Source organism: Quatrionicoccus australiensis (assembly GCF_020510425.1).
Classification (GTDB): Bacteria; Pseudomonadota; Gammaproteobacteria; order Burkholderiales; family Rhodocyclaceae; genus Azonexus; species Azonexus australiensis_A.
The window spans coordinates 3,502,585-3,520,935 of the sequence record NZ_JAHBAH010000001.1; the positions used below are offsets into that span (position 1 = coordinate 3,502,585).

The 18,351-nt window shown below is 61.5% G+C and carries 19 protein-coding genes; 8 read left to right on the plus strand and 11 right to left on the minus strand.

Annotation, left to right across the window (positions count from 1 at the left end; all coding sequences use genetic code 11):
• Positions 1-103 precede the first annotated feature (103 nt).
• Positions 104-1,753 (plus strand): OFA family MFS transporter, encoded by a 1,650-nt coding sequence (locus KIG99_RS16815; protein WP_226461190.1) that lies wholly within the window; start codon positions 104-106, stop codon positions 1,751-1,753.
• A 172-nt stretch (positions 1,754-1,925) separates the two neighbouring features.
• Here the strand turns inward: KIG99_RS16815 and KIG99_RS16820 are convergent, their stop codons facing one another.
• The 3 genes from KIG99_RS16820 to KIG99_RS16830 form a co-directional block, all read right to left on the minus strand.
• Entirely contained in the window at positions 1,926-2,867 is a 942-nt protein-coding gene (locus tag KIG99_RS16820; RefSeq protein ID WP_226461191.1) for a HEPN domain-containing protein, read from the minus strand.
• 263 nt (positions 2,868-3,130) lie between these two features.
• Complete coding sequence (locus KIG99_RS16825) at positions 3,131-3,541, minus strand: hypothetical protein (RefSeq protein WP_226461192.1); 411 nt, start codon at positions 3,539-3,541, stop codon at positions 3,131-3,133.
• A 97-nt stretch (positions 3,542-3,638) separates the two neighbouring features.
• Positions 3,639-3,854, minus strand: a complete 216-nt coding sequence (locus KIG99_RS16830; RefSeq protein ID WP_226461193.1) for a hypothetical protein — start codon at positions 3,852-3,854, stop codon at positions 3,639-3,641.
• Positions 3,855-4,218: 364 nt separating this feature from the next.
• Between KIG99_RS16830 and KIG99_RS16835 the strand changes: the two genes are divergently transcribed.
• The gene (locus tag KIG99_RS16835; RefSeq protein WP_226461194.1) at positions 4,219-5,244 is read left to right on the plus strand and encodes a methyltransferase; all 1,026 of its coding nucleotides are present in this window, start codon (positions 4,219-4,221) and stop codon (positions 5,242-5,244) included.
• Between the two features lie 183 nt (positions 5,245-5,427).
• Here the strand turns inward: KIG99_RS16835 and KIG99_RS16840 are convergent, their stop codons facing one another.
• The 3 genes from KIG99_RS16840 to KIG99_RS16850 form a co-directional block, all read right to left on the minus strand.
• On the minus strand, positions 5,428-6,000 hold the full coding sequence (locus KIG99_RS16840; protein WP_226461195.1) for a DUF1415 domain-containing protein: 573 nt from the start codon (positions 5,998-6,000) through the stop codon (positions 5,428-5,430).
• Between the two features lie 126 nt (positions 6,001-6,126).
• Positions 6,127-7,785, minus strand: a complete 1,659-nt coding sequence (locus tag KIG99_RS16845) for a CorA family divalent cation transporter (protein WP_226461196.1) — start codon at positions 7,783-7,785, stop codon at positions 6,127-6,129.
• A gap of 59 nt (positions 7,786-7,844) precedes the next feature.
• Entirely contained in the window at positions 7,845-8,111 is a 267-nt protein-coding gene (locus KIG99_RS16850; RefSeq protein ID WP_226461197.1) for a hypothetical protein, read from the minus strand.
• Positions 8,112-8,344: 233 nt separating this feature from the next.
• On the opposite strand from KIG99_RS16850, the gene KIG99_RS16855 reads away from it, so the two are divergent.
• The 4 genes from KIG99_RS16855 to KIG99_RS16870 all read left to right on the plus strand — a co-directional run bounded on the left by KIG99_RS16855 (position 8,345) and on the right by KIG99_RS16870 (position 10,033).
• The gene (locus KIG99_RS16855; protein ID WP_226461198.1) at positions 8,345-8,557 is read left to right on the plus strand and encodes a hypothetical protein; all 213 of its coding nucleotides are present in this window, start codon (positions 8,345-8,347) and stop codon (positions 8,555-8,557) included.
• A gap of 101 nt (positions 8,558-8,658) precedes the next feature.
• On the plus strand, positions 8,659-9,021 hold the full coding sequence (locus KIG99_RS16860) for a thiosulfate sulfurtransferase GlpE (RefSeq protein ID WP_226461199.1): 363 nt from the start codon (positions 8,659-8,661) through the stop codon (positions 9,019-9,021).
• Positions 9,018-9,386: a hypothetical protein gene (locus KIG99_RS16865; protein WP_226461200.1), complete on the plus strand. Its 369-nt coding sequence runs from the start codon at positions 9,018-9,020 to the stop codon at positions 9,384-9,386. The genes KIG99_RS16860 and KIG99_RS16865 overlap by 4 nt, the downstream gene beginning before the upstream one ends.
• The gene (locus KIG99_RS16870; protein ID WP_226461201.1) at positions 9,386-10,033 is read left to right on the plus strand and encodes a glutathione S-transferase family protein; all 648 of its coding nucleotides are present in this window, start codon (positions 9,386-9,388) and stop codon (positions 10,031-10,033) included. The genes KIG99_RS16865 and KIG99_RS16870 overlap by 1 nt, the downstream gene beginning before the upstream one ends.
• Positions 10,034-10,039: 6 nt before the next feature.
• On the opposite strand, the gene KIG99_RS16875 is transcribed toward KIG99_RS16870, so the two are convergent.
• Positions 10,040-10,546, minus strand: a complete 507-nt coding sequence (locus tag KIG99_RS16875) for a response regulator (RefSeq protein ID WP_226461202.1) — start codon at positions 10,544-10,546, stop codon at positions 10,040-10,042.
• Between the two features lie 344 nt (positions 10,547-10,890).
• Here KIG99_RS16875 and KIG99_RS16880 point away from each other — a divergent pair, with 344 nt between their 5' ends.
• Positions 10,891-11,274 carry a DUF302 domain-containing protein gene (locus tag KIG99_RS16880; protein ID WP_226461203.1) on the plus strand — a complete coding sequence of 128 codons (384 nt, stop codon included), beginning with the start codon at positions 10,891-10,893 and terminating at the stop codon, positions 11,272-11,274.
• A 7-nt stretch (positions 11,275-11,281) separates the two neighbouring features.
• Here the strand turns inward: KIG99_RS16880 and KIG99_RS16885 are convergent, their stop codons facing one another.
• Positions 11,282-12,151 carry a hypothetical protein gene (locus tag KIG99_RS16885; RefSeq protein ID WP_226461204.1) on the minus strand — a complete coding sequence of 290 codons (870 nt, stop codon included), beginning with the start codon at positions 12,149-12,151 and terminating at the stop codon, positions 11,282-11,284.
• Positions 12,152-12,490: 339 nt separating this feature from the next.
• On the opposite strand from KIG99_RS16885, the gene KIG99_RS16890 reads away from it, so the two are divergent.
• On the plus strand, positions 12,491-14,101 hold the full coding sequence (locus tag KIG99_RS16890) for a methyl-accepting chemotaxis protein (RefSeq protein ID WP_226461205.1): 1,611 nt from the start codon (positions 12,491-12,493) through the stop codon (positions 14,099-14,101).
• Between the two features lie 114 nt (positions 14,102-14,215).
• Here KIG99_RS16890 and KIG99_RS16895 read toward each other — a convergent pair whose 3' ends face one another.
• Genes KIG99_RS16895 through KIG99_RS16905 form a run of 3 tightly spaced genes read right to left on the minus strand, consistent with a single transcriptional unit; the run spans position 14,216 to position 18,201 of the window.
• Entirely contained in the window at positions 14,216-16,597 is a 2,382-nt protein-coding gene (locus tag KIG99_RS16895) for a putative bifunctional diguanylate cyclase/phosphodiesterase (RefSeq protein WP_226461206.1), read from the minus strand.
• Positions 16,597-17,013, minus strand: a complete 417-nt coding sequence (locus tag KIG99_RS16900; protein ID WP_226461207.1) for a type 2 periplasmic-binding domain-containing protein — start codon at positions 17,011-17,013, stop codon at positions 16,597-16,599. The genes KIG99_RS16895 and KIG99_RS16900 overlap by 1 nt, the downstream gene beginning before the upstream one ends.
• A gap of 6 nt (positions 17,014-17,019) precedes the next feature.
• Positions 17,020-18,201 (minus strand): hypothetical protein, encoded by a 1,182-nt coding sequence (locus KIG99_RS16905; protein WP_226461208.1) that lies wholly within the window; start codon positions 18,199-18,201, stop codon positions 17,020-17,022.
• Positions 18,202-18,351: the final 150 nt, after the last annotated feature.

The following is an 18,351-nucleotide window of genomic DNA, read 5'->3' on the forward strand; positions in this document are numbered from 1 at the left end:
CAACCGGGTTGCGCGCAAAGTGCGGTCCTGATCGGAGTAAAATGCCGTCCCCCTGCTTATTCGCCTCTCTGGCGGATTGCCAAAATCTCCGGGAGACGATTCCATGGCGGCCAACCAAGCCCCCGCAACACCTGACTTTTTCGACCGTCGCCGTACGGTCGCCCAGCCCGGCTTCAACCGCTGGCTGGTGCCGCCGGCCGCGCTGGCCATCCATCTGTGCATCGGCATGGCCTACGGTTTTTCCGTGTTCTGGCTGCCGCTGTCGCGCGCGCTCGGCATCACCAAGTCGATCGAATGCGCCAAGGACATGGGCTTCTTCGAGCAGGTGTTCAGCTCCGGCTGCGACTGGAAGATTTCCATGCTCGGCTGGATGTACACGATGTTCTTCGTCTTCCTCGGCTCCTCTGCCGCGATCTGGGGCGGCTGGCTGGAAAAGGCCGGGCCGCGCAAGGCCGGCGTCGTCTCGGCGGTGTGCTGGTGCGGCGGGCTGGTCATTTCGGCGCTCGGCGTGCATCTGCATCAGATCTGGCTGCTCTGGCTCGGTTCCGGCGTGATCGGCGGTATCGGCCTCGGCCTCGGCTACATCTCGCCGGTATCGACGCTGATCAAATGGTTCCCGGACCGGCGCGGCATGGCGACCGGCATGGCGATCATGGGCTTCGGCGGTGGCGCGATGATCGGTGCGCCGCTCGCCGACAAGCTGATGAAGTACTTCGCGACGCCGACCTCGGTCGGCGTGGTCGAAACCTTCCTCGCGCTGGCCGCGATCTACTTCGTTTTCATGATGGCCGGGGCGCTCGGCTACCGTGTGCCGGCCGAGAACTGGAAGCCGGCCGGCTGGACGCCGCCGGCCAAGGCGAAGACCTCGATGATCACCGACAGCCACGTGCACCTCGACGTCGCCTGGAAGACGCGCCAGTTCTGGCTGATCTGGGCCGTGCTCTGCCTCAACGTGACGGCCGGCATCGGCATCATCGGCATGGCCTCGCCGATGCTGCAGGAAGTCTTCGCCGGCAAGCTGATCGGTGTCGACGTTGCCTTCAACGACCTCGATGCCGCGCAGAAGGGCGCCATCGCTGCGGTGGCCGCTGGCTTCACCGGTCTGCTCTCGCTGTTCAACATCGGCGGACGCTTCTTCTGGGCCTCGCTGTCTGACCGGATCGGGCGCAAGGCCACCTATTTCACCTTCTTCCTGCTCGGCTTCGCGCTCTACGCCGCCATCCCGAGCACGGCGCAAGCCGGCAGCCTGGCCCTGTTCGTCGCCTTCTTCTGCATCATCCTGTCGATGTATGGCGGCGGTTTCGCGACGGTGCCGGCCTACCTCGCCGACATGTTCGGCACCCGTTTCGTCGGCGCCATCCACGGCCGCCTGCTCACCGCCTGGTCTGCCGCCGGCATCTTCGGGCCGGTGCTGGTGAACTACATCCGCGAATACCAGCTCGACCAGGGCGTCGCGCGCGCCGATGCCTACACCATCACCATGTACATCCTGGCCGGCCTGCTCGTGCTCGGCATGCTCTGCAACTGGCGCATCCACCAGGTCGCCGAAGAGCACCACATGACGCCGGACGAACTGGCCGAAGAAAAGAAGGGCGCCGACGACACGCACCAGCACTTCGTCGAAGACGTCTCGGCCCTGGTCAACGAAGCCAGCCACTCCTGGCGCGTCTTCCTCGCCTGGCTGGCCGTCTGGATCCCGCTCGGCTGGGGGGGCTGGATGACGATTCAGAAGACGATTGTGTTCTTCAAGTAAGGCTGGTTGGGCGCGGCGAGCGGGTGCAATGCCTGCTCGCTGCGTTTTGGTTTTGCGGGGTTTTGGGTGGTTGACCGGTGGGGCGGGTTACTGGCTTGGCTGGAGGTGAGGCGTTGTGGGAATTGCTAGCTTGGGGAGGCGCGTATTCAGTAGCACTCCATGCAACGCGGGATTAGGCTCCAGCGGAAAATATTGTCTTAAGCATATGTTCATCGAAAGCTTCCGCCCTTTTTTCGAAAATCAAACGCGTAGCACTGTCCGTCATTAGCTTAAAGATAATCGAACGAAGTACGTCGTCACAAAATACAGACGTTTCGATGATTTCGATAAGCTTGTTATTTCTTATCGTTGAGCCGTGAACTACCTTTGAGCGAAGAGCATAGGCTTGTTTCACCTTCCTATACGTTTCGAGACGCTCTCCTGGCGCTGAATGCAAAAAACAAGTAACTCGCTCAGAAAGTTGATGTGCTAGCTCGGTTTGGCTGGTAGCAAACAGCGTTTCAAATGCAGTGCAGTAGTGAGCAACTCGCATGGCCAAGTCGCTGTCGCCACGGGCGGCGTTAACCAGGTAGAACGCTCTCGTTAGCCGCGTGTGTTCAGATGTTAGTTGCGACGTCGGCCGCGGGAATGGATGTTCCGGCATGCTTATTGCGTTGCGATAGAGATTTCGCATTACTCTGAGTTCTTCGCGAGTGATACGGATGATTTGCTTCTTTCCTTGAGAGTCAGAATAGAGATGCGCGATGAAGTTGCTAGATGCTGTTGCGAGGCCGTCTTCATCATAAAGAAGAAAGCCCATTTCGCAGTTGATCGAGTTGTCACGAATGGTCCAGGTGGTGAGTAAAAATGACTGGACCTCATAGAGCTTCGAAGTCAAACTTTCGATTGGCGTTTGATCTGCGGGAACTTCGTACTCGCAATAGATGACTGGCTGCCCATTGAGTAGGGAAGCGACTTCCATCTTGCCAATAATCGTGCGGTGTGCCGAAGAGATAAGCTTCGAGATGACCGATGGATTGTTGGATATCCGCATTTGACCATTGATCTTGTCGCCGACACCCAGATCATCCGAGATATCGACGTCGTGAAGCAAAGCAATAAAAGTAGCTTTCATACGCGACGTAGCGGGCTGTGCTCTAAGGTGAAAGTAAACGGCCTGCAAAACTGGGGACAGACCACGGTTTTGCTTTGAATGCATGGAAACCGTGGTCTGTCCCCGATTATTATTCCGATTGTCCCGATTGTCCCGATTGTCCGCTTTAGTTCGAGTGCGTTTTGAGTTGTCATGCGAAGAGTTGTGCCGCCCAACGTTGAACTAAATGGCGCGCCGCTTGCGGCGCGTCCAAGCGACCGTAGGGAGCGATTTTGAGTGCGATGTTAGACATTGCGCACACCCGATGTGGCGAACTTCCAGCCAAGGGGCCAGAGAACAAAATTTACCAAAAGCACTGGTATTGCAAACCACATGAAATGTCCATATTCAGAGTGGCCCGAAAGGTAGCCGATAGACAGCGGAGCAATAGTTGTGGCGATAGCTGCAATGTTGCCAACCGCCAACATGCAGTGGCCAATAGCTGCCTTTCGTGACGACATTTCAAACACCGTGACCTTGCGTGTGACGATGAGGATCGAAACACCGGTAACAATAAGGAGGGCCGCCCAACCACCGAGTACAACTGCAATAGATTCTTGTAAGCCCGCGTGAAGAAGAACCTCGGCAATGGCCATGTAGATGTAGACACCGAGCAGTAGCCCGATGACGAAGGCTAGTGGGAGGACGAAGTTCAAGAAGAGCATCAAGGAAATGTCTAACGTGCAAGCTCAGCCGACGGCAAAAAGCGCAGCTTTTTGACGGTCGGCTGGAGCGGATTGTTGGGCATGACCCTCACTCAAACACGACTCGTCCTGGATTTGCCCTACCGATCAAGCATAGGTCGGATGTTGATTTTGTTACTGCATTTGTGACGAAAAGCATTGCGCCAGTTTCACTGCCTGCCCGCGCAATAAGGCATAAGTCTGAAGTGCTGAATTTGGCGGCGTCAATTTTTACGCCGCCGCCAGCACGCATAACCAAACAAAGATCAGATGTGCTTTTGCTCATGGAATTTCTCCTGTGTTTTATGCTCAACGTGAAGTAGACGGCGTTTTGATGTATACGCTGGCTCGGCGCCGTATACGCTGGATAACGAGATACTCTGGATGTAAGACACAACGGGCCTTTGGGCTGATTTGAAAGAATATTCATGGGAATGGATGGCGATCCAATACGGCGCAGCCAGCTCCCTTCCCCGATTCTGCCTGCAGCTAACCCTTTTGTCATTTCGTTGTTGGGCGTTCCTCAAAAAGACGGTCGATGGGTTTTCCGAGCTCTCCACCGGTCAACCGCCCAAAAACAGCAAAAACCAGCCGTCCACCGTCCCGCATCCGTAAAATCCCTCCCTCCGTTTCCCCGCCAAGGTTTCCCGATGACTCTCCCTTCTCACAAACCCGACATCTGCCTGCCGACCGGTACGGCCGAGCTGGCGATGCTTGATGTTTATATGCCGATGATGAAGTCGGCGGCGATTGTTTCGGCGGGGCGGCTGGGTTTGTTCGAGGCGCTGGCGGGCGGGGCGCTGGAGGTGGATGCGCTGGCGGCGAAGATCGGCAGCAGTGTGCGCGGGACGGCGGTGCTGGCCGATTTTCTCGTTTGCATCGGCTACCTGGAGAAGCAGGGCGAGGCGTTTTCCAATACGGCGAGCACGCAGCGCTGGTTCACCAGCGCCGGCCGGGTCGATTACACGCCGGGCCTGCTGTGGACGCACGAAGCCTGGCCGATGATGGGCGAGCTGGCCGAGGCCGTGCAGCGCGGCGGGCCGGAACAGACGCTGTGGCAGGCGATGGAGGTGCAGCCGCAGCTCGGGCCGGTGTTTTCGTCCTACATGGCGGCGTTTGCCGGCGATCTCGGTCCTGACCTGCTCAAGCATGTGCCGATCGCGCCGGCGCAGCGCCGCCTGCTCGATCTCGGCGGTTCGCACGGGCTGCATTCGATCCGCTTCTGTCAGGCGCATGCGCAGTTGCAGGCGCAGATCGTCGATCTGCCGAGTGCCCTGACCAACACGCCGGCGACCATTGCCGCAGCCGGCTTGAGCGAGCGGATCAGCCTGACGCCGGGCAATGTGCTCGATCACGACTGGGGCAGCGGGCACGACGTGGTGTTCTACCTGTCGGTCGCCCACAACCAGACGGCGGAAGACAATCGCCGCGTCATCGCGCGTATTGCCGAGTCGCTCAATCCGGGCGGCTTGCTGGTCATCCACGAATACATCGAGGACCGGCCGCTCAACGCTTTCGTGGCCGCCTTCCGCCTGACCCTGCTTTACGAGACCGGCACGCAGACGCACCGCTCGGAAGACTACGCTGGCTGGCTGGATGCGGCGGGTTTCAGCGAGGTGACGCGGGTCGATCTTGATCCGCGCGAGAAGGGCTCGCTGCTGCTTGCACGGCGTTGATTGCGGGGAGTTGGTTTCGGGCTCCTGCGGGTAGAAACCCCTCCCGGCCTCCCCTTTTCAGGGGAGGAGCAAAACATCCCGGCTCAACCGACCTTCCTCTCCTGAGAGGGGGAGGGGCTTGCGGCCAGGCGAAGTGAGGCCGGTGCCCGGACATATGTCCAAGCAAGGAGTGTGGGCTGCTTCCTACGCCAGCCAGAGCTTCTTCCAGCCTTCGTGGCCGATGCGTTCCATGGTTTCGATATTGCGCTCGAAGATGCTCTCGGCGTCCGGGAAGGCGGCGACGGCGCGGTCGATGCTGCTTTCGCGCAGCAGGTGCAGGGTCGGGTAGGGCGAGCGGTTGGTGAAATTGGCGATGTCGTCCGGCTCGCTGCCGGCGAACTCGTATTGCGGATGCAGGCTGGCGATCTGGAAGACGCCGTCGTAGCCGAGGTTGCGGTTGAGCGCATCGACTTCGGCGAGAAAGAAGTGATAGTCGAGGAAGTCGGTCATCGCCTGCGGGTGGATGAGCAGCGTCGTGTCGAGTTCGGCCGGGTCGGTGTCGCGCAGGCGGTTGAGTTCGCTTTCGATTTCGGCGAGCAGTTCGTCGGCTGTCGTCGCAGCGGTCAACGCGTAGCGGACCTGCTTTTTGACGAAGACGCTCTTGGCGAACGGGCAGAGATTGAGGCCGATCACGGCGCGTTCCAGCCACAGCTTGGTGTTGGCGATGATTTCGTCGCTGGCGGCGAGGTCGGTGTAGGGCATGAGAAGCTGGGGCATGGCGGCAGACCTGATCAATGTGGAGGCCGGCGGACAGGTCCGGCCAGAGTGCCCGGCGTCGGGCGGGGCGCCTGAGTTGCAGCCGTGCATCGTTACAGCAATGCACGGCCCGCCATTTTAGCCGCTTCAGCGTTCCTTGTTGCCGATCACGCCCCACAGGGCGCGGAACTTGCCGGCGAAGGTCAGTCTTTCGTCGGACATCGCTTCGAGGAAGTCGGACAGGCGTTTCGACTTGGCGACGGCAAAGAGCACCAGCGCGATGAAGACGGTGGTCGCGATCAGGCCGTGCATGGCGCGTTCGAGGATGGAGCCTTCGCCGAAGGCGATGATGTTCATGCCGAAGTAGCCGGTGGTTACCGTGGCGATCAAGCCGAGGATGGTGATCACGGTCAGGCGGACGACGGTGTTCGATTGGCGGCGCTGCGAGTCGCTGTCGAGGTAGTGGCTCATCTCGCGAATCTCGTCGCGCACGTCGTGGTACATCGCATCGTTGCGCAGGTGATCGGAACAGAGCCGGAAGATGGCCTGGACGTGCGGCCGCTCGGACAGCTCATGGAACCAGTAGCGGTGCGTGAAGCGCAGGAAAGTCTCGAAATTGGCGCGGATGCGGCGCTTGAAGCGGCGCACCGAGATGTCGTTGCGGATGTCGAGGTCGTTCACCGCATCGACCAGAACTTCGGAAAAGACGAGCAGCGAGGCGCGGTGCAGGTGGGCGATCAGGAAGACGAGGAAATATTGGTGGCGGAATTGCGCCAGCACGCCGCGCTCGCCATCGACGAAGAAGGGCGAGGCGGCATCGCCGACCACGGTGAAGGCGTTGCCGGTGCTCATGAAGCGGGTGTTCGGGCCGGCTTCGCTGTCGGTCCAGAAACGGTCCTGGCAGAAGCGCTTTTCGAAATCGATGACCATCGGTTCGTTGACCGGTAGCGTTTCATCCGGATGCAGCATGGTGGCCAGGCCGAGGCGCACCCAGTCTTCGCGGCGCAGGCTGCGCGGCCGGTCGACGGCAAGAAAGGCCATGATCGGCATGCGCTGGTATTCGACCAGGCGGTAACGCAGGTCGCCGGGTTCGTCGGAATGCGCCAGCACGAGCGGCCGGAGCAGGCTGGCCCAGTGTTCGGAAACGCAGGGGCTACGGTGCTGGCTGACATAGCCGAGATACTTTTCGCGGCGTTCGGCATCGGAGCGGGCGACGACTTCGCCTGAGACATTGAGCCATTCGGCGAGATAGACGTTGTGCAGGCCTTCGCCGCCTTCTTCCCAGCCCGACGGGTAGGCGCGCCCGAAGCGGAAGAGGATGTCGCGCGCGGTGGCGAGCGGCAGGTCGTTGGCACGTACCTCGAGATTGAGCTGGACGAGATCGAGGTCGTGGAAAAAATAGAGGTCGAGATGCACGATGTGCAGCTCGACCGGCACCTGGCCCTTGCGCAGGGTCAGGCGCAGGCCGGTGATGTCCTTGCGCCGGAAGACGTGCATCGGCGAGTTGCCGGGCGGGTCGTCCGGTGCGGCGTGGCGCGAGCGGCCTTCGCCATAGAGGAAGCGCTGCACGTAGGGCAGGAAGGAGACGAATTCGCGGTAATGCCGCTCTTCGAACTGGCTCGGGTCGTCGGTGAACTCATCGTCGATCAGGCGCCATGGGTGGCTGCCCTGGCTGGCCTCGAAGATTTCCCAGTGGCGGCCATCGCTGCCGTCGGTGGCGAGCGGTTCGAGCTGCAGCGGCCAGACCAGGCTGGCGTGAAAAAGCCGGACCAGGTCGTCGTCCTGGCGAGTGGCGGTCAATGGCACAAAAACTCCCTGCGATGAATGGCGCAGGGGGGATTCTAGGGCAATTGGCCGGCCGGCGTTCAGGCGGCGGCGAGGCCCTTGCGCAACAAGTCGTCGACCAGGGCGTTGAGGTCGAGCTGGCGCGCCGTAGCCTGGCTACGCAGGGTGTCGGCGAGTTGCGCATCGAGCTTGACGGCGAAGGGGATCAAACCCTTCGCCTGGTCGATTTTGCGCTGTTCCTTGCGGTCGACCGTGCCACCCTGGGCAAAACGCTCGGGCGTGCCGGCCTGCTTCATGCGGCCGTCGATTTTTTGCGAAAGGCTCTTGTAGAGATCGGTTTTTTTCATGGGGGACTCGGTAGGGTGGCCTGTCGGCGCGGGGCTGGACTGCCGTCGGGCAGTCCGGGAGATGCAATGCGGGGCGTCTGCTGAGGCAGAAAGCGATGGGCCGCCATACCGGGCAAGGCTGTTATGTGGCGTGGCAGACAGAGCGGCCGCGCCGGCAAGGGGTACAAGGATAGCGTCTGCCCGCAGCCGGCGGGAATGTTTCTGCCCGGCCGCACTTTCCCGGAGGAATGATCATGAAGAAAACAGCTGTATTGATGCTCGTCGTTGTCGCCAGCCTGCTGTCCGGCTGCGTCGTTTACGATAATCCGAACCGCGATGGCGGCCCGCGTCATGGCGAGCGCGACCGGGATCGCGATGGCGTGCCCGACCGCATGGATCGCGATCGCGATGGCGACGGCGTGCCGAATCGCCAGGACCGGCGTCCGGCCGATCGCGACCGCTACTAGCCGGCATCGTCGTGTCGCAAAGCCGACAAGCGCTGCGGCCGCGCCGGGCCGGCAGGCCGCCCGGCCTTGTCCGGCGGGGCGGCGGCTTTCTGGCATCGGTCTTGCGTCGACCGCTGCATCCGCTGACTCGCCTTGACGCCATGACCGCTGCCCAACCCAACCCGTACCAATGTATTTCGCCTGCGGCGGCCGCCGCCCTGATCCGTTCGACGCCGAATGTGACGATCTTCGATGTGCGCGACCTGGCCAGTTACCGGCTCGGTCACGTCGAAGCGGCTGCACATCTCGCCGAAGATCGTTTTCTCGCCTGGTCGAAGCGTCTCGACCAGGAGCAACCGGTGCTGATCTATTGCTACAAGGGCAATGCCAGCAAGACCTACGCGCAGATGTTCTGCGATTTCCGCTTTCGCAATGTGTTCAGTGTCGATGGCGGCTACCAGCCGCTGGCCGAGGCGCTGGCGTGATCGCAGCGCACGTTGCACGCTGGGTTGCGGCCAATCCGCTGGCGCCGATCGAGGTCGATTGCGCGACGGCGGTGATGCTCAAGATTCTCGATGGCAAGTGCAAGATGGCGGCCGCCGAGAAGATCGTCATGGCGCATCTTTACGATGCCGTGCGGCATCTGCCCGGCATCAGCCTGGGCGAGGAAAGCCATGCCCTGATCGGGCGTGCCCGCGGCCAGGACGATGAGGCGCTGAAGAACTTCATTTACGAGCAGCGCGTGCTCGCCGAAACGGTGATCGGCCGGCCGGTGATGAAAGCTTTCAAGGCGATGATCCGGCAGCGCGGCCTGCTCGCCATCGACGTGCCGGTGGAAGAGGACGCCTGATGAAACGTTTCTACATGACGCCCGGCTCGTGCTCGACCGGCATCCACATCCTGCTCGAAGAATGCGGCCTGGTCTTCGAGGCCTGGATCGTCAATCTGCTGGCCGGCGACCAGTACAAGAAGGACTACCTGGCGATCAACCCCAAGGGCAGCGTGCCGGCCCTGGTGCTCGACGATGGCAGCGCGCTGACCGAGTTTTCGGCAATTGCCTGGTGGCTGGCGAAAACCTATCCGAAGCGCAAGCTGCTGCCGGAAAGTATCGAAGGCGAGGTGCGCGTGCTCGGCATCATGAACTACGCGGTGCATACGCTGCACACGCAGGGCTTTGCTCGCATCTTCACCACCGAGCGCTTTTCGTCCAGCGCGGCCGAGCAGGAATCGGTCAAGGCACAGGGCCGTCAGATCATCGACCAGGGCTTTGCCATCATCAACCGCGAACTGGCCGGCCGTGATTACGTCGTCGAAAATTTCGGGATTGCCGATGCGGCGCTGTTCTATGTCGAATTCTGGGCCGACCGGACCGGCATTCCGCTGCCGGAAAACTGTCTCGCCCACTATCGCCGCATGCTGACCCGGCCGGCGGTGCGCCAGGTGCTGGCCGAGGAGGGCTACGCCGCCGTCCTTAAACAGGACGGCCAGGCAGGCTGATGGCGCTCAGATGGCTGCTGTCGTTGCGACGGCAGCGGCCGGTATCTCTGCGCCGGCTTGAGCCTGCGGGTGGGCGCGGCGGGGAATGAAACTGTCGTCGAGCAGGCGTTCAATGCGAAAGAACGCTTCATGCCGCGAAAAGGGCTTTTTCATGAAGTCATCGGCGCCGATGCGGGTGCCGAAAAACTGTTCCATCGCCTGTTCGTTGCCGCTCATCATGATTACCGGCGTTTCGCGCAATTCAGGATCGCGGCGGATGGCGCGCAGCGCGGCAAAGCCGTTCATGCCGGGCAACACGATGTCGAGAAAGACCAGTTCGGGTTTGTGTTGGTGCATCAGCAGCAGGCCGGCTTCGGCGTCGAGCGCCTCGTAGACTTCGTAGCCGGCCGAACGCAGGAATTTGCGCAGCACCGTGACGATGGTTTTCGAGTCGTCGATGACCAGCACCCGGGTGCCTTCGCGGGCATTGATGCGCGGCTTGTGGCGGCGCTCCTCGATGGCTTGTTCGAGCAATGGAAGCGATTCCGGTGCGCTGGCCGGTTGTGTGTCGCTGCCGCCTCCGAAGAGGCGCCTGATGAATTCAAATATTCCCACGACTGTTCCCTCAATCGAATACTGCTGTGTCCGGCAGCCTGTCTCGGCCGTTCCAGAACATTGAAGAATATCAAGCGGGCTATTCTATGATGCGCCCTGCATTTTTTCGAGGGATTTCTTTAGCATCGGGTACCTCGGCGTGAAAATGCCCTGTTTTTACAGGTTGACCGGTAGGCGCGATTAGCCTGGTTTGCCGTTGTGCCGCAAGGCGTGCATCTCCTCTATCATTCGCCCCTGTCTTGTTTGAGCCGCAGGGAGTGCCCGTGTTTTACATCGTTGAAAGCGACAAGTCCTTCTACGAAGTGACCTTCGATCTGGAGCCGGTCATCCAGCGCCTCGGCTTCAGCGTGTTGCAGGCGCATGATTTCGGCGAAATGCTGCGCAGCAAGGACATCGATTTCGACGACGAGTGCAAGGTCTTCGAAATTTTCAATTTCCGTCAGACGGAAAAACTGCTGCGCCAGGACATGCGCCTGAGCCTGGCCTTGCCCTGGCGGATTTCGGTCTATACCGAGAACGGCGCGACCAAGATTGGCCTGATCAAGCCGACTGCCTTGCTCGCCACGCTGGCTCCCGGTGCCGACTGGGCCAGGCTGGCGCGCGAGATCGAGGAACGGGCGATCCAGATCGTCGACGAAACGCGCTGAGCCCGCCTTAGTCAAGTGCTGCTGCCGCGGCCTCGGCCTTGCCGCTGAAGGCGGGGCCGCTGATTTCCACTGCCGTCAGGCCGCGATTGACGTCCAGCCCGGTCAGCCGCCAGTCATGCACGGCGAGGCCGGGGATGGGCTGGCGCAGGCGCTCGTGAAAGCGCGTCGGCCAGGTGACGCCGGCAATCTGTCGATGCTCGAAGAAATCGACCTCGGCAATTGCGCCCCGGGTGGATTCCAGTCCCTCCATCGTGAAGCGCACGCGGCGCAGCAGATGGTTCTCGCGGTCGAAGAACAGCTGGTAGCGATCTTCCGCCGACAGCCCGTGGCCCGGCCGGCGCACGGCGATGATGCTGATGCAGGCCCGGCCTTCGACTTCCTCGTCGGGCCCGCTCGCCAGGCTTAGGTTGCCTTCCATGAAATAGAACGGTCCGCTCAGGAACATGCGGTAGCCATCGGCGACCAGCGCCGCCGCGGCCAGCGCATCGCGGTCGCTGCTGGCTGCGCCGTTGTAGCTCACCTGCACGCCATCGACACTGCGCACCACCTGCTTGCTGCCGCCCGGCCCGCGATGCTGCTGGGCGTTGAGCGGGCGCGCGCCGAGGATCAGGCGCTCCTGTGAAGTCTGGCGAAATTCGGCATCGATCAGCGTCGGTTGCAGGCGCTTGACCAGGCCGGCCCATTCGCCGGCATAGCTGACATTGATGTCCCCGATCTGGCGGAACGCGGCAAGGCCGTGCGCTTCGGCGGCGGCCTGCAGCACCGCGCGCGCCGCCGGTTGTTCGCCGTTGTTGCTGACCAGCGGGATACCGCGCGAGGCGCAGGCGGCAAACAGCGGCAGGCAGAGCGCGAGCAGGACGAGACGAAACGGGCGCATGGCAATTTCCTTGGCAGGGCGGGACGGTCGACCGTTGAAAAATGGCTTTTTTGGGTGGTCGACCGTTGCGGGTTTGATGGTGATGTTTAAATTGTAGAATTTGTAATAAATGTCACATTATGAAGACATTGGTCGCCGGGTTTTTGTTCCCGGCGCGGGAGGGAAGAGCAAAATATTGCAAGAAGTCGCTGCAATTCTTACGAAATGTGACCGATGGTTACCGGTAAATGTATATTTTTGTTATCAATTAACTGGTAAGACCAATTCCGTGATAAAAACCTGAACCTGTCGCTGCGTTGCTGGCGTGGCATGTTGAATTTATTGAAAATGAGGTTTTTCATGAGTATTGCGCTGCGGATTGTCGTACTGATCGGCTTGTCCATTGCCGGGTTGATTGGCCTGGGTGGATTCAGCCTTTATCAGATGGCGACCATCAACAAGGGGGTGCGTGAAACCAATGAGGTGAGTTTGCCCAGTATCCGCACGCTGGAGACCGCCCAGGTCGCCTTTCTGCGTGCCCGTCCGCGCTTGCTCAGCATTCTGATCAACACCGAGCCGGAAAAGCGGGCGGACGACGAGAAGCAGTTCCGCGAGCGCATGGCCGAGATGAACGGCGCCTTGAACGATTATGAAAAACTGATTTCCGACGACAAGGATCGCGAACTGCTGGCTACGGACAAACGTACGGCTGAGGCCTACGCCGGCTTTGCCGAAAAGTTCCTCGCTGTCGCCCGCCAGGGCAAGCGCGAGGAGGCGATGCAAATTTCCGCCAGCGCGGCCGATACGGTTAACGGCTTGTCCAAGGCCCTGGTCGAACACGGCAAATACAATCATGACGCGGCCGCACAGGAAGCCGTGGCGGCCTATCATATCCACGAGCGTGCCACCACGCTGGTGATCACGGCCGTGATCCTGATCGGCCTGCTGGTCGCCGCCATCGGTTTCATCATTTATCGCCATGTGGCCGGCGGTCTGGGCGAAATGGTCGGCATGTTTGCGCGTATCGAGAGCACGCTTGATTTCACGACCCGCCTTTCCGTCAAGGGCAATGACGAACTGACCCGCGTTTCGGTGGCCTTCAACGGCCTGCTCGAGCGCCTGCAGCAGAGCTTCCGCCAGATCACCAGCCGCGCCGAGTCGGTCAACAATGCCGCCCAGCGGGTTTCCACGGCGGCACATGAAATGTCGGTGGCGTCGCAATACCAGAGTGAAGCGGCCTCGAGTATGGCGGCGGCGGTCGAGGAAATGACGGTGAGCGTCAATCACGTCGCCGACCGTGCCGAGGACACCCGCCGTCTGGCCAACAACGCCGGTACGGTGGCCCAGCGCGGCGAGGGGATCATCGGCGCCACCGTGCAGTCGATCAACGGCATTGCCCAGACGGTACAGGGCGCTTCCGGCGAGCTGAGCAACCTGGAACGGCAAAGCGAGAAAATTTCCAACATCGTTTCGGTGATCAAGGAAATTGCCGACCAGACCAACCTGCTGGCGCTCAACGCGGCGATCGAGGCGGCGCGTGCCGGCGAACAGGGGCGCGGCTTCGCCGTGGTCGCCGACGAGGTGCGCAAGCTGGCCGAACGCACCGGCAAATCCACCCAGGAAATCGCCGCCACCATCCAGCAGATGGTGGCCGGCTCGCAAGCCGCCGTGCAAAGCATCCAGAGTGTTGCGGGCGCGGTTACCGCCGGTGTTGCTTACGCCGAGCAGGCGAGCGGCGCGATGCAGGAAATCGGCAGCGGTTCGGCCGATACGGTCGGCATGGTCAGCGACATCACCAGTTCGATCCGCGAGCAGGGCGTGGCGAGTACCGAGATCGCCCAGCAGGTCGAAAAGATCGCCCAGATGACCGAAGAAAACAGCGCCGCCGCGCTGTCGACATCGAACACCTCGGAAGAGTTGGTCAAGCTGGCGCAGGAAATGCACCAGATCGTCGCCCAGTACCGCGTCTAAACGTTTCAGATAACGCGCCGGCCGGCTCCCGCAATGCGGGGCCGGCCTTTTTCATGCGTTGCTCAGGGTGAAATCCAGCGCTTTTGCGGCGTCGACCGTTACGGTTGTGCTGACTCAGGTCGGCGTCGCCGGTGCATCGATCAGGAGCACCTGTGCCAGGAACTGCTCGATCGGCAGCGGCCGCGAGTAGAGGTAGCCCTGGCCGTAGGTGCAACCCAGGCTGCGCAGCAGGTCGCGCTGTTCGGCGGTTTCGATGCCTTCGGCGACGACGCTGAGCCGCAGGGCGTCGGCCATCATGATGACGGCCTCGATCATCACCCGGTCGCTCGCCACCTGGCCCATGTCGCGGATGAAGGCCTTGTCGATCTTGACGGTGTCGACCCGGAAACGTTTCAGGTAGGAGAGCGAGGAATAGCCGGTGCCGAAATCGTCGAGATAGACACGGAAGCCGGCCGTCCGGATCGCTTCCAGCCAGCGCAGGGCATCGTGCGCTTCGCCGATGAGCAGGCCTTCGGTGATTTCGAGGCCGAGGCGCTGCGGTGCGATGCCATGGTGTGCTGCGATCTCGCTCGCCTTGGCCGGGCTCAGGCCATCCGGAATCTGCCTGGCCGAGACGTTGACCGTCAGGCTGAGGTCGAGGCCGGCTGCCTGCCAGTCAGCCAGTTGCTGGCAGGCGGTTTCCAGGCACCACAGGCCGATGGCATTGATCATGCCGGTCTGCTCGGCAAGCGGGATGAAGTTGTCGGGCGGCACCAGGCCGTGTGTCGGATGCTGCCAGCGGATCAGCGCTTCGGCGCCGACCACGCGCTGGCTCGCCAGATGCACGATGGGCTGGTAGTAGAGGCGCAGTTCCTGGCGCTGGATGGCAAGGCGCAGATCGTTGGCGAGGTTGTGCCGGTGCTCGATGGCATGCCGCATGTCTTGGTTGAACAGGCTCCAGATCTGGCCGCCGCGGTGGCGCGCATCGTTCAGGGCCAGTTCGGCGTTGCGCAGCAAGGCGGGCAGGTTGTTGCCGTCGTCCGGATAAAGCGTCGCCCCGATGCTGGCGCCGAGGCAGGTTTCCTGGCCGCTGACCGAGAAGCGCTCGCCGAGAACGCGCAGGATGCGCTGGCAGATACTGTCCAGCTTGCCCGGTTCGTCGATGTTGGGCAGCACGACGGCGAACTCGTCGCCGCCAACGCGGGCGACCCAGTCGGTGTTCTTGATGCAGGAGAAAATGCGCGCTGCAAAGCCGATCAGCACGCGGTCGCCGGCCGGGAAGCCGAGCGCATCGTTGAGCTGCTTGAAGCCTTCGAGATCGATCAGCAGCAGGGCGAAGTGCTGATCCTGCACCTTGGCGATTTCGTTCGCCCAGAACTCTTCGAAGCCCTGGCGATTGGCGAGGCCGGTCAGCGGGTCGGTGATCGCAGCACGCTTGGCAGCCAACTCGGCATTGCGCCGGGTTGTGACGTCGCTGACGATGCCTTGCACCATGCAGGCGCCGATCGGTGTCAGCGCGACGTTCAGCCAGCGCTGCGGCGTCATGCTGCGGAGCAGGGCCAGATCCTCCACGACCGCGGCATTGCTCTTGATGCAGCGCTCGATCATTTTTTGCAGATGCCCCGCATCCGTCCAGGGCAGGGCGAGCAGCGAGCGGGGGGCGGTTTCGTCGGCGGCAGGCTGGGGCAGGCCGGTCAACTGGGCCAGCGAACGGTTGTAGGAGGTCATCTCGCCGAAGGCATCGGCGATGAATATCCCGGATTCCGCGTTTTCGAAAATGTCGCGGTATTTGCGCTGGTCCATCTCGTGGCGGACGTTCAGTTCTCGCTCGACTTCGGCCGCATTGAGCAAGCGGCTGCTCAGGGCATTGATGTCCCGGGTCAGTGAACCGAAGGCATCCTTTTCGTGCCCGGCCGGCGCAGATAGCTGCTCGCCAAGGATAGGGTCGAGCTTGTTCAGGTTTTTGGAAAGTACGGCAATCGGTTTGACAACCTGGCGCAGCACGGTGAGGGTCAGGGCAATGGCGACAGCGATGATCAACAGCAGCGTCTGCAGTGCGATCTGGCGGCGTGCCTGGGCGACCAGGGTTTCAATTGCGGCACCGTCCGGCTGCAGCGCGATGTTGCCGACGATACTGCTGTTGTCGAAGGGGGAGACAATGTTGCGGCGTACCGGTTGACTGCCCAAAACAGCCTGTTTTCCATCTGCCGGATTGCGTTCCAGATGGGCCAGCAGTCCCTTGTCGTAACGAATGTCGACGCTCTGGACTTCGCTGTTCCTGAGCAGGCCGCGCGCCACCTCCATGGCCAGTTCCTCGTTTCCGACGAAGCAGGCAACCCGTACGGTATCTTCAACGGTATCGAGCAACTCGCCGAGGCGGCGGTAGGCATCCGCCTCGGTCTGGCGGGCAACGCTGATCGACATCGCGAGCATGATCAGGCCGCCGACCAGGAAGGTGATGACGATGATGTTGCCGACGGTGCGCCCAAGCAGGCTGCGTTGCCAAAAGTTTTGCATCAGCGTTCTGGCTCGAAAATGACCCGGAGGCGGCGATCCAGCCGTGTCGAGTCGATATAGCCGATGGCCTGCGGATTCTTGAGCAGGGTGTCGATCAGCTTTTCCTGGCTGTCGATCTGGCGGGGGGGCGTGGTGCGTCCGGTGAACAGCAGGCGCGCCCAGTAGGCGTTGATCTCGGCCCGGCTCTTGCCGGTCAGGCGCTCGTAGAAGGTGCCGCTTTCCGGCGTCAGGTCGAGCGGCTCGGCGAGCTTGCCGCTCGGCAACTGGCGATAGCGGCCGAGAAAGATGTTGATCACGTCGTCGCGCCTCAACTGGCCGATCTCGCTGTCCTGACGCACCACGACGGCCAGTTCGCCGGCGCCCGCGACAGGCAGGAGCAAAAGCAGAAGGAGGCCGAGGAGAGGGCGCAGTCGCATGATCGGCTAGAAGACGAAATCCATGACCATGGTCAGCACGTTGGTGCGGCCGTTCCAGTTGCTGCTCTCGTTGCGGAACGGAAAGATCGAGTCCGGCTTGCCGCGTATGGCATCGAACTGAATTTTCAGATCCATGTTTTCGCGGAAGTCCCAGCGCAGACCGAGCGAGGTGGTGTGCTGGTCGGCGTGGCTGTCGGACAAAACTAGGGCGACGCCCGCATTGAGTTCGTCGAAGGGATTGCCGCCCGGCAGGCCGGTGCTCAGCGAGCGTGCCTTGGAGCGTATCCACGAATAACCGGCGAAGGGCGTCAGGCTGCCGACCCGGTAGCCGGCCAGGAAATAGCCGGATTGCCAGTTCTGGAAAGACTGGCTGCTGTGGCGGGCGCGGCTGACCATGAACTGGACCTGCCACGGGCCTTCGTCATAAACAGCCCCGAGCGAGTCGAAGCGGCTGGTCGAGTCGGCCACGTCGAGGGCGCGCGCCGCAGCAAGCGCCGATGGCGCACCGGTTTGCTTCAGGCCATTGGTCAGGTCGTCAATCGGCAGGTTGTGGCCGAACTTGAGCTGCGAGCTGCTCAGGCGCACGGTCCACGCACCGCTTTGCAGGCTGACGTTGCCGCCCAGCATACGCGAGCCCTGCAGGTTCCAGCTGTGCTCGGCGAGCGGCAGCTTTTCATTCAGCCAGCCGCCATGGATGCGGGTGCGCAGCAGCAGGTCGCCGATGGGCAGGGTCCATTGCGCATCGGCACCGTCGATGTGAGCGAAGGGCAGGACGCCGAAATAGTCGGTCGACGGACGGACCGTCAGGTAGGTGTAACCGACGTGGCGCGAGTCTGCATACATGTAGAAATCGGTGGCCAGTCGGCCGAGGCGAAAGCTGCTGTAGCCGTTCGGGTCGTAGCGCACGAAACCCCACATCAGTTCCGGGTCGTAGCTGCTGCCGATGTGGTAGCGGCTGATGCCCTGCGCGATGACGGTCAACTGGTCGTTGAGCACCCAGTTGGCCTGCAGACCAATGAGCGAATCGACATTGGCGCTCCATTCGCCCTTGCTGCCGTGCGGCTGCGACAGATCGCGCACGAAACCGGCGCCATTTGATGAAGAACGGGTCATGCCCAGCGTACCGAAACCATTCAGGCTGAAACGACTGCTTGCCTCGTTTTCCTCTGCCTGGGCAATTGTGGGCACGCCGAACGCAAGCAGTCCGGCGAGAAACAGGCGATTTGTGTGGTTTTTGTAAATATTTCGCATCGAAAGGTAATTTACCAGATTCAAAGTCGATATAAGGGACTAATTCAACTCACCTTTCCATGACATATGCTTCTTGTTGGGGCGGCA

What these genes read in the sequence shown, in the direction of transcription:
- KIG99_RS16900 (WP_226461207.1), bottom strand. Translation starts at nt 17,013, where the DNA reads ATGCGACTGCGCCCTCTCCTCGGCCTCCTTCTGCTTTTGCTCCTGCCT.
- KIG99_RS16885 (WP_226461204.1), bottom strand. Translation starts at nt 12,151, where the DNA reads ATGCGCCCGTTTCGTCTCGTCCTGCTCGCGCTCTGCCTGCCGCTGTTT.
- KIG99_RS16820 (WP_226461191.1), bottom strand. Translation starts at nt 2,867, where the DNA reads ATGAAAGCTACTTTTATTGCTTTGCTTCACGACGTCGATATCTCGGAT.
- KIG99_RS16840 (WP_226461195.1), bottom strand. Translation starts at nt 6,000, where the DNA reads ATGCCCCAGCTTCTCATGCCCTACACCGACCTCGCCGCCAGCGACGAA.
- KIG99_RS16815 (WP_226461190.1), top strand. Translation starts at nt 104, where the DNA reads ATGGCGGCCAACCAAGCCCCCGCAACACCTGACTTTTTCGACCGTCGC.
- KIG99_RS16870 (WP_226461201.1), top strand. Translation starts at nt 9,386, where the DNA reads ATGAAACGTTTCTACATGACGCCCGGCTCGTGCTCGACCGGCATCCAC.
- KIG99_RS16835 (WP_226461194.1), top strand. Translation starts at nt 4,219, where the DNA reads ATGACTCTCCCTTCTCACAAACCCGACATCTGCCTGCCGACCGGTACG.
- KIG99_RS16850 (WP_226461197.1), bottom strand. Translation starts at nt 8,111, where the DNA reads ATGAAAAAAACCGATCTCTACAAGAGCCTTTCGCAAAAAATCGACGGC.
- KIG99_RS16830 (WP_226461193.1), bottom strand. Translation starts at nt 3,854, where the DNA reads ATGAGCAAAAGCACATCTGATCTTTGTTTGGTTATGCGTGCTGGCGGC.
- KIG99_RS16855 (WP_226461198.1), top strand. Translation starts at nt 8,345, where the DNA reads ATGAAGAAAACAGCTGTATTGATGCTCGTCGTTGTCGCCAGCCTGCTG.
- KIG99_RS16890 (WP_226461205.1), top strand. Translation starts at nt 12,491, where the DNA reads ATGAGTATTGCGCTGCGGATTGTCGTACTGATCGGCTTGTCCATTGCC.
- KIG99_RS16895 (WP_226461206.1), bottom strand. Translation starts at nt 16,597, where the DNA reads ATGCAAAACTTTTGGCAACGCAGCCTGCTTGGGCGCACCGTCGGCAAC.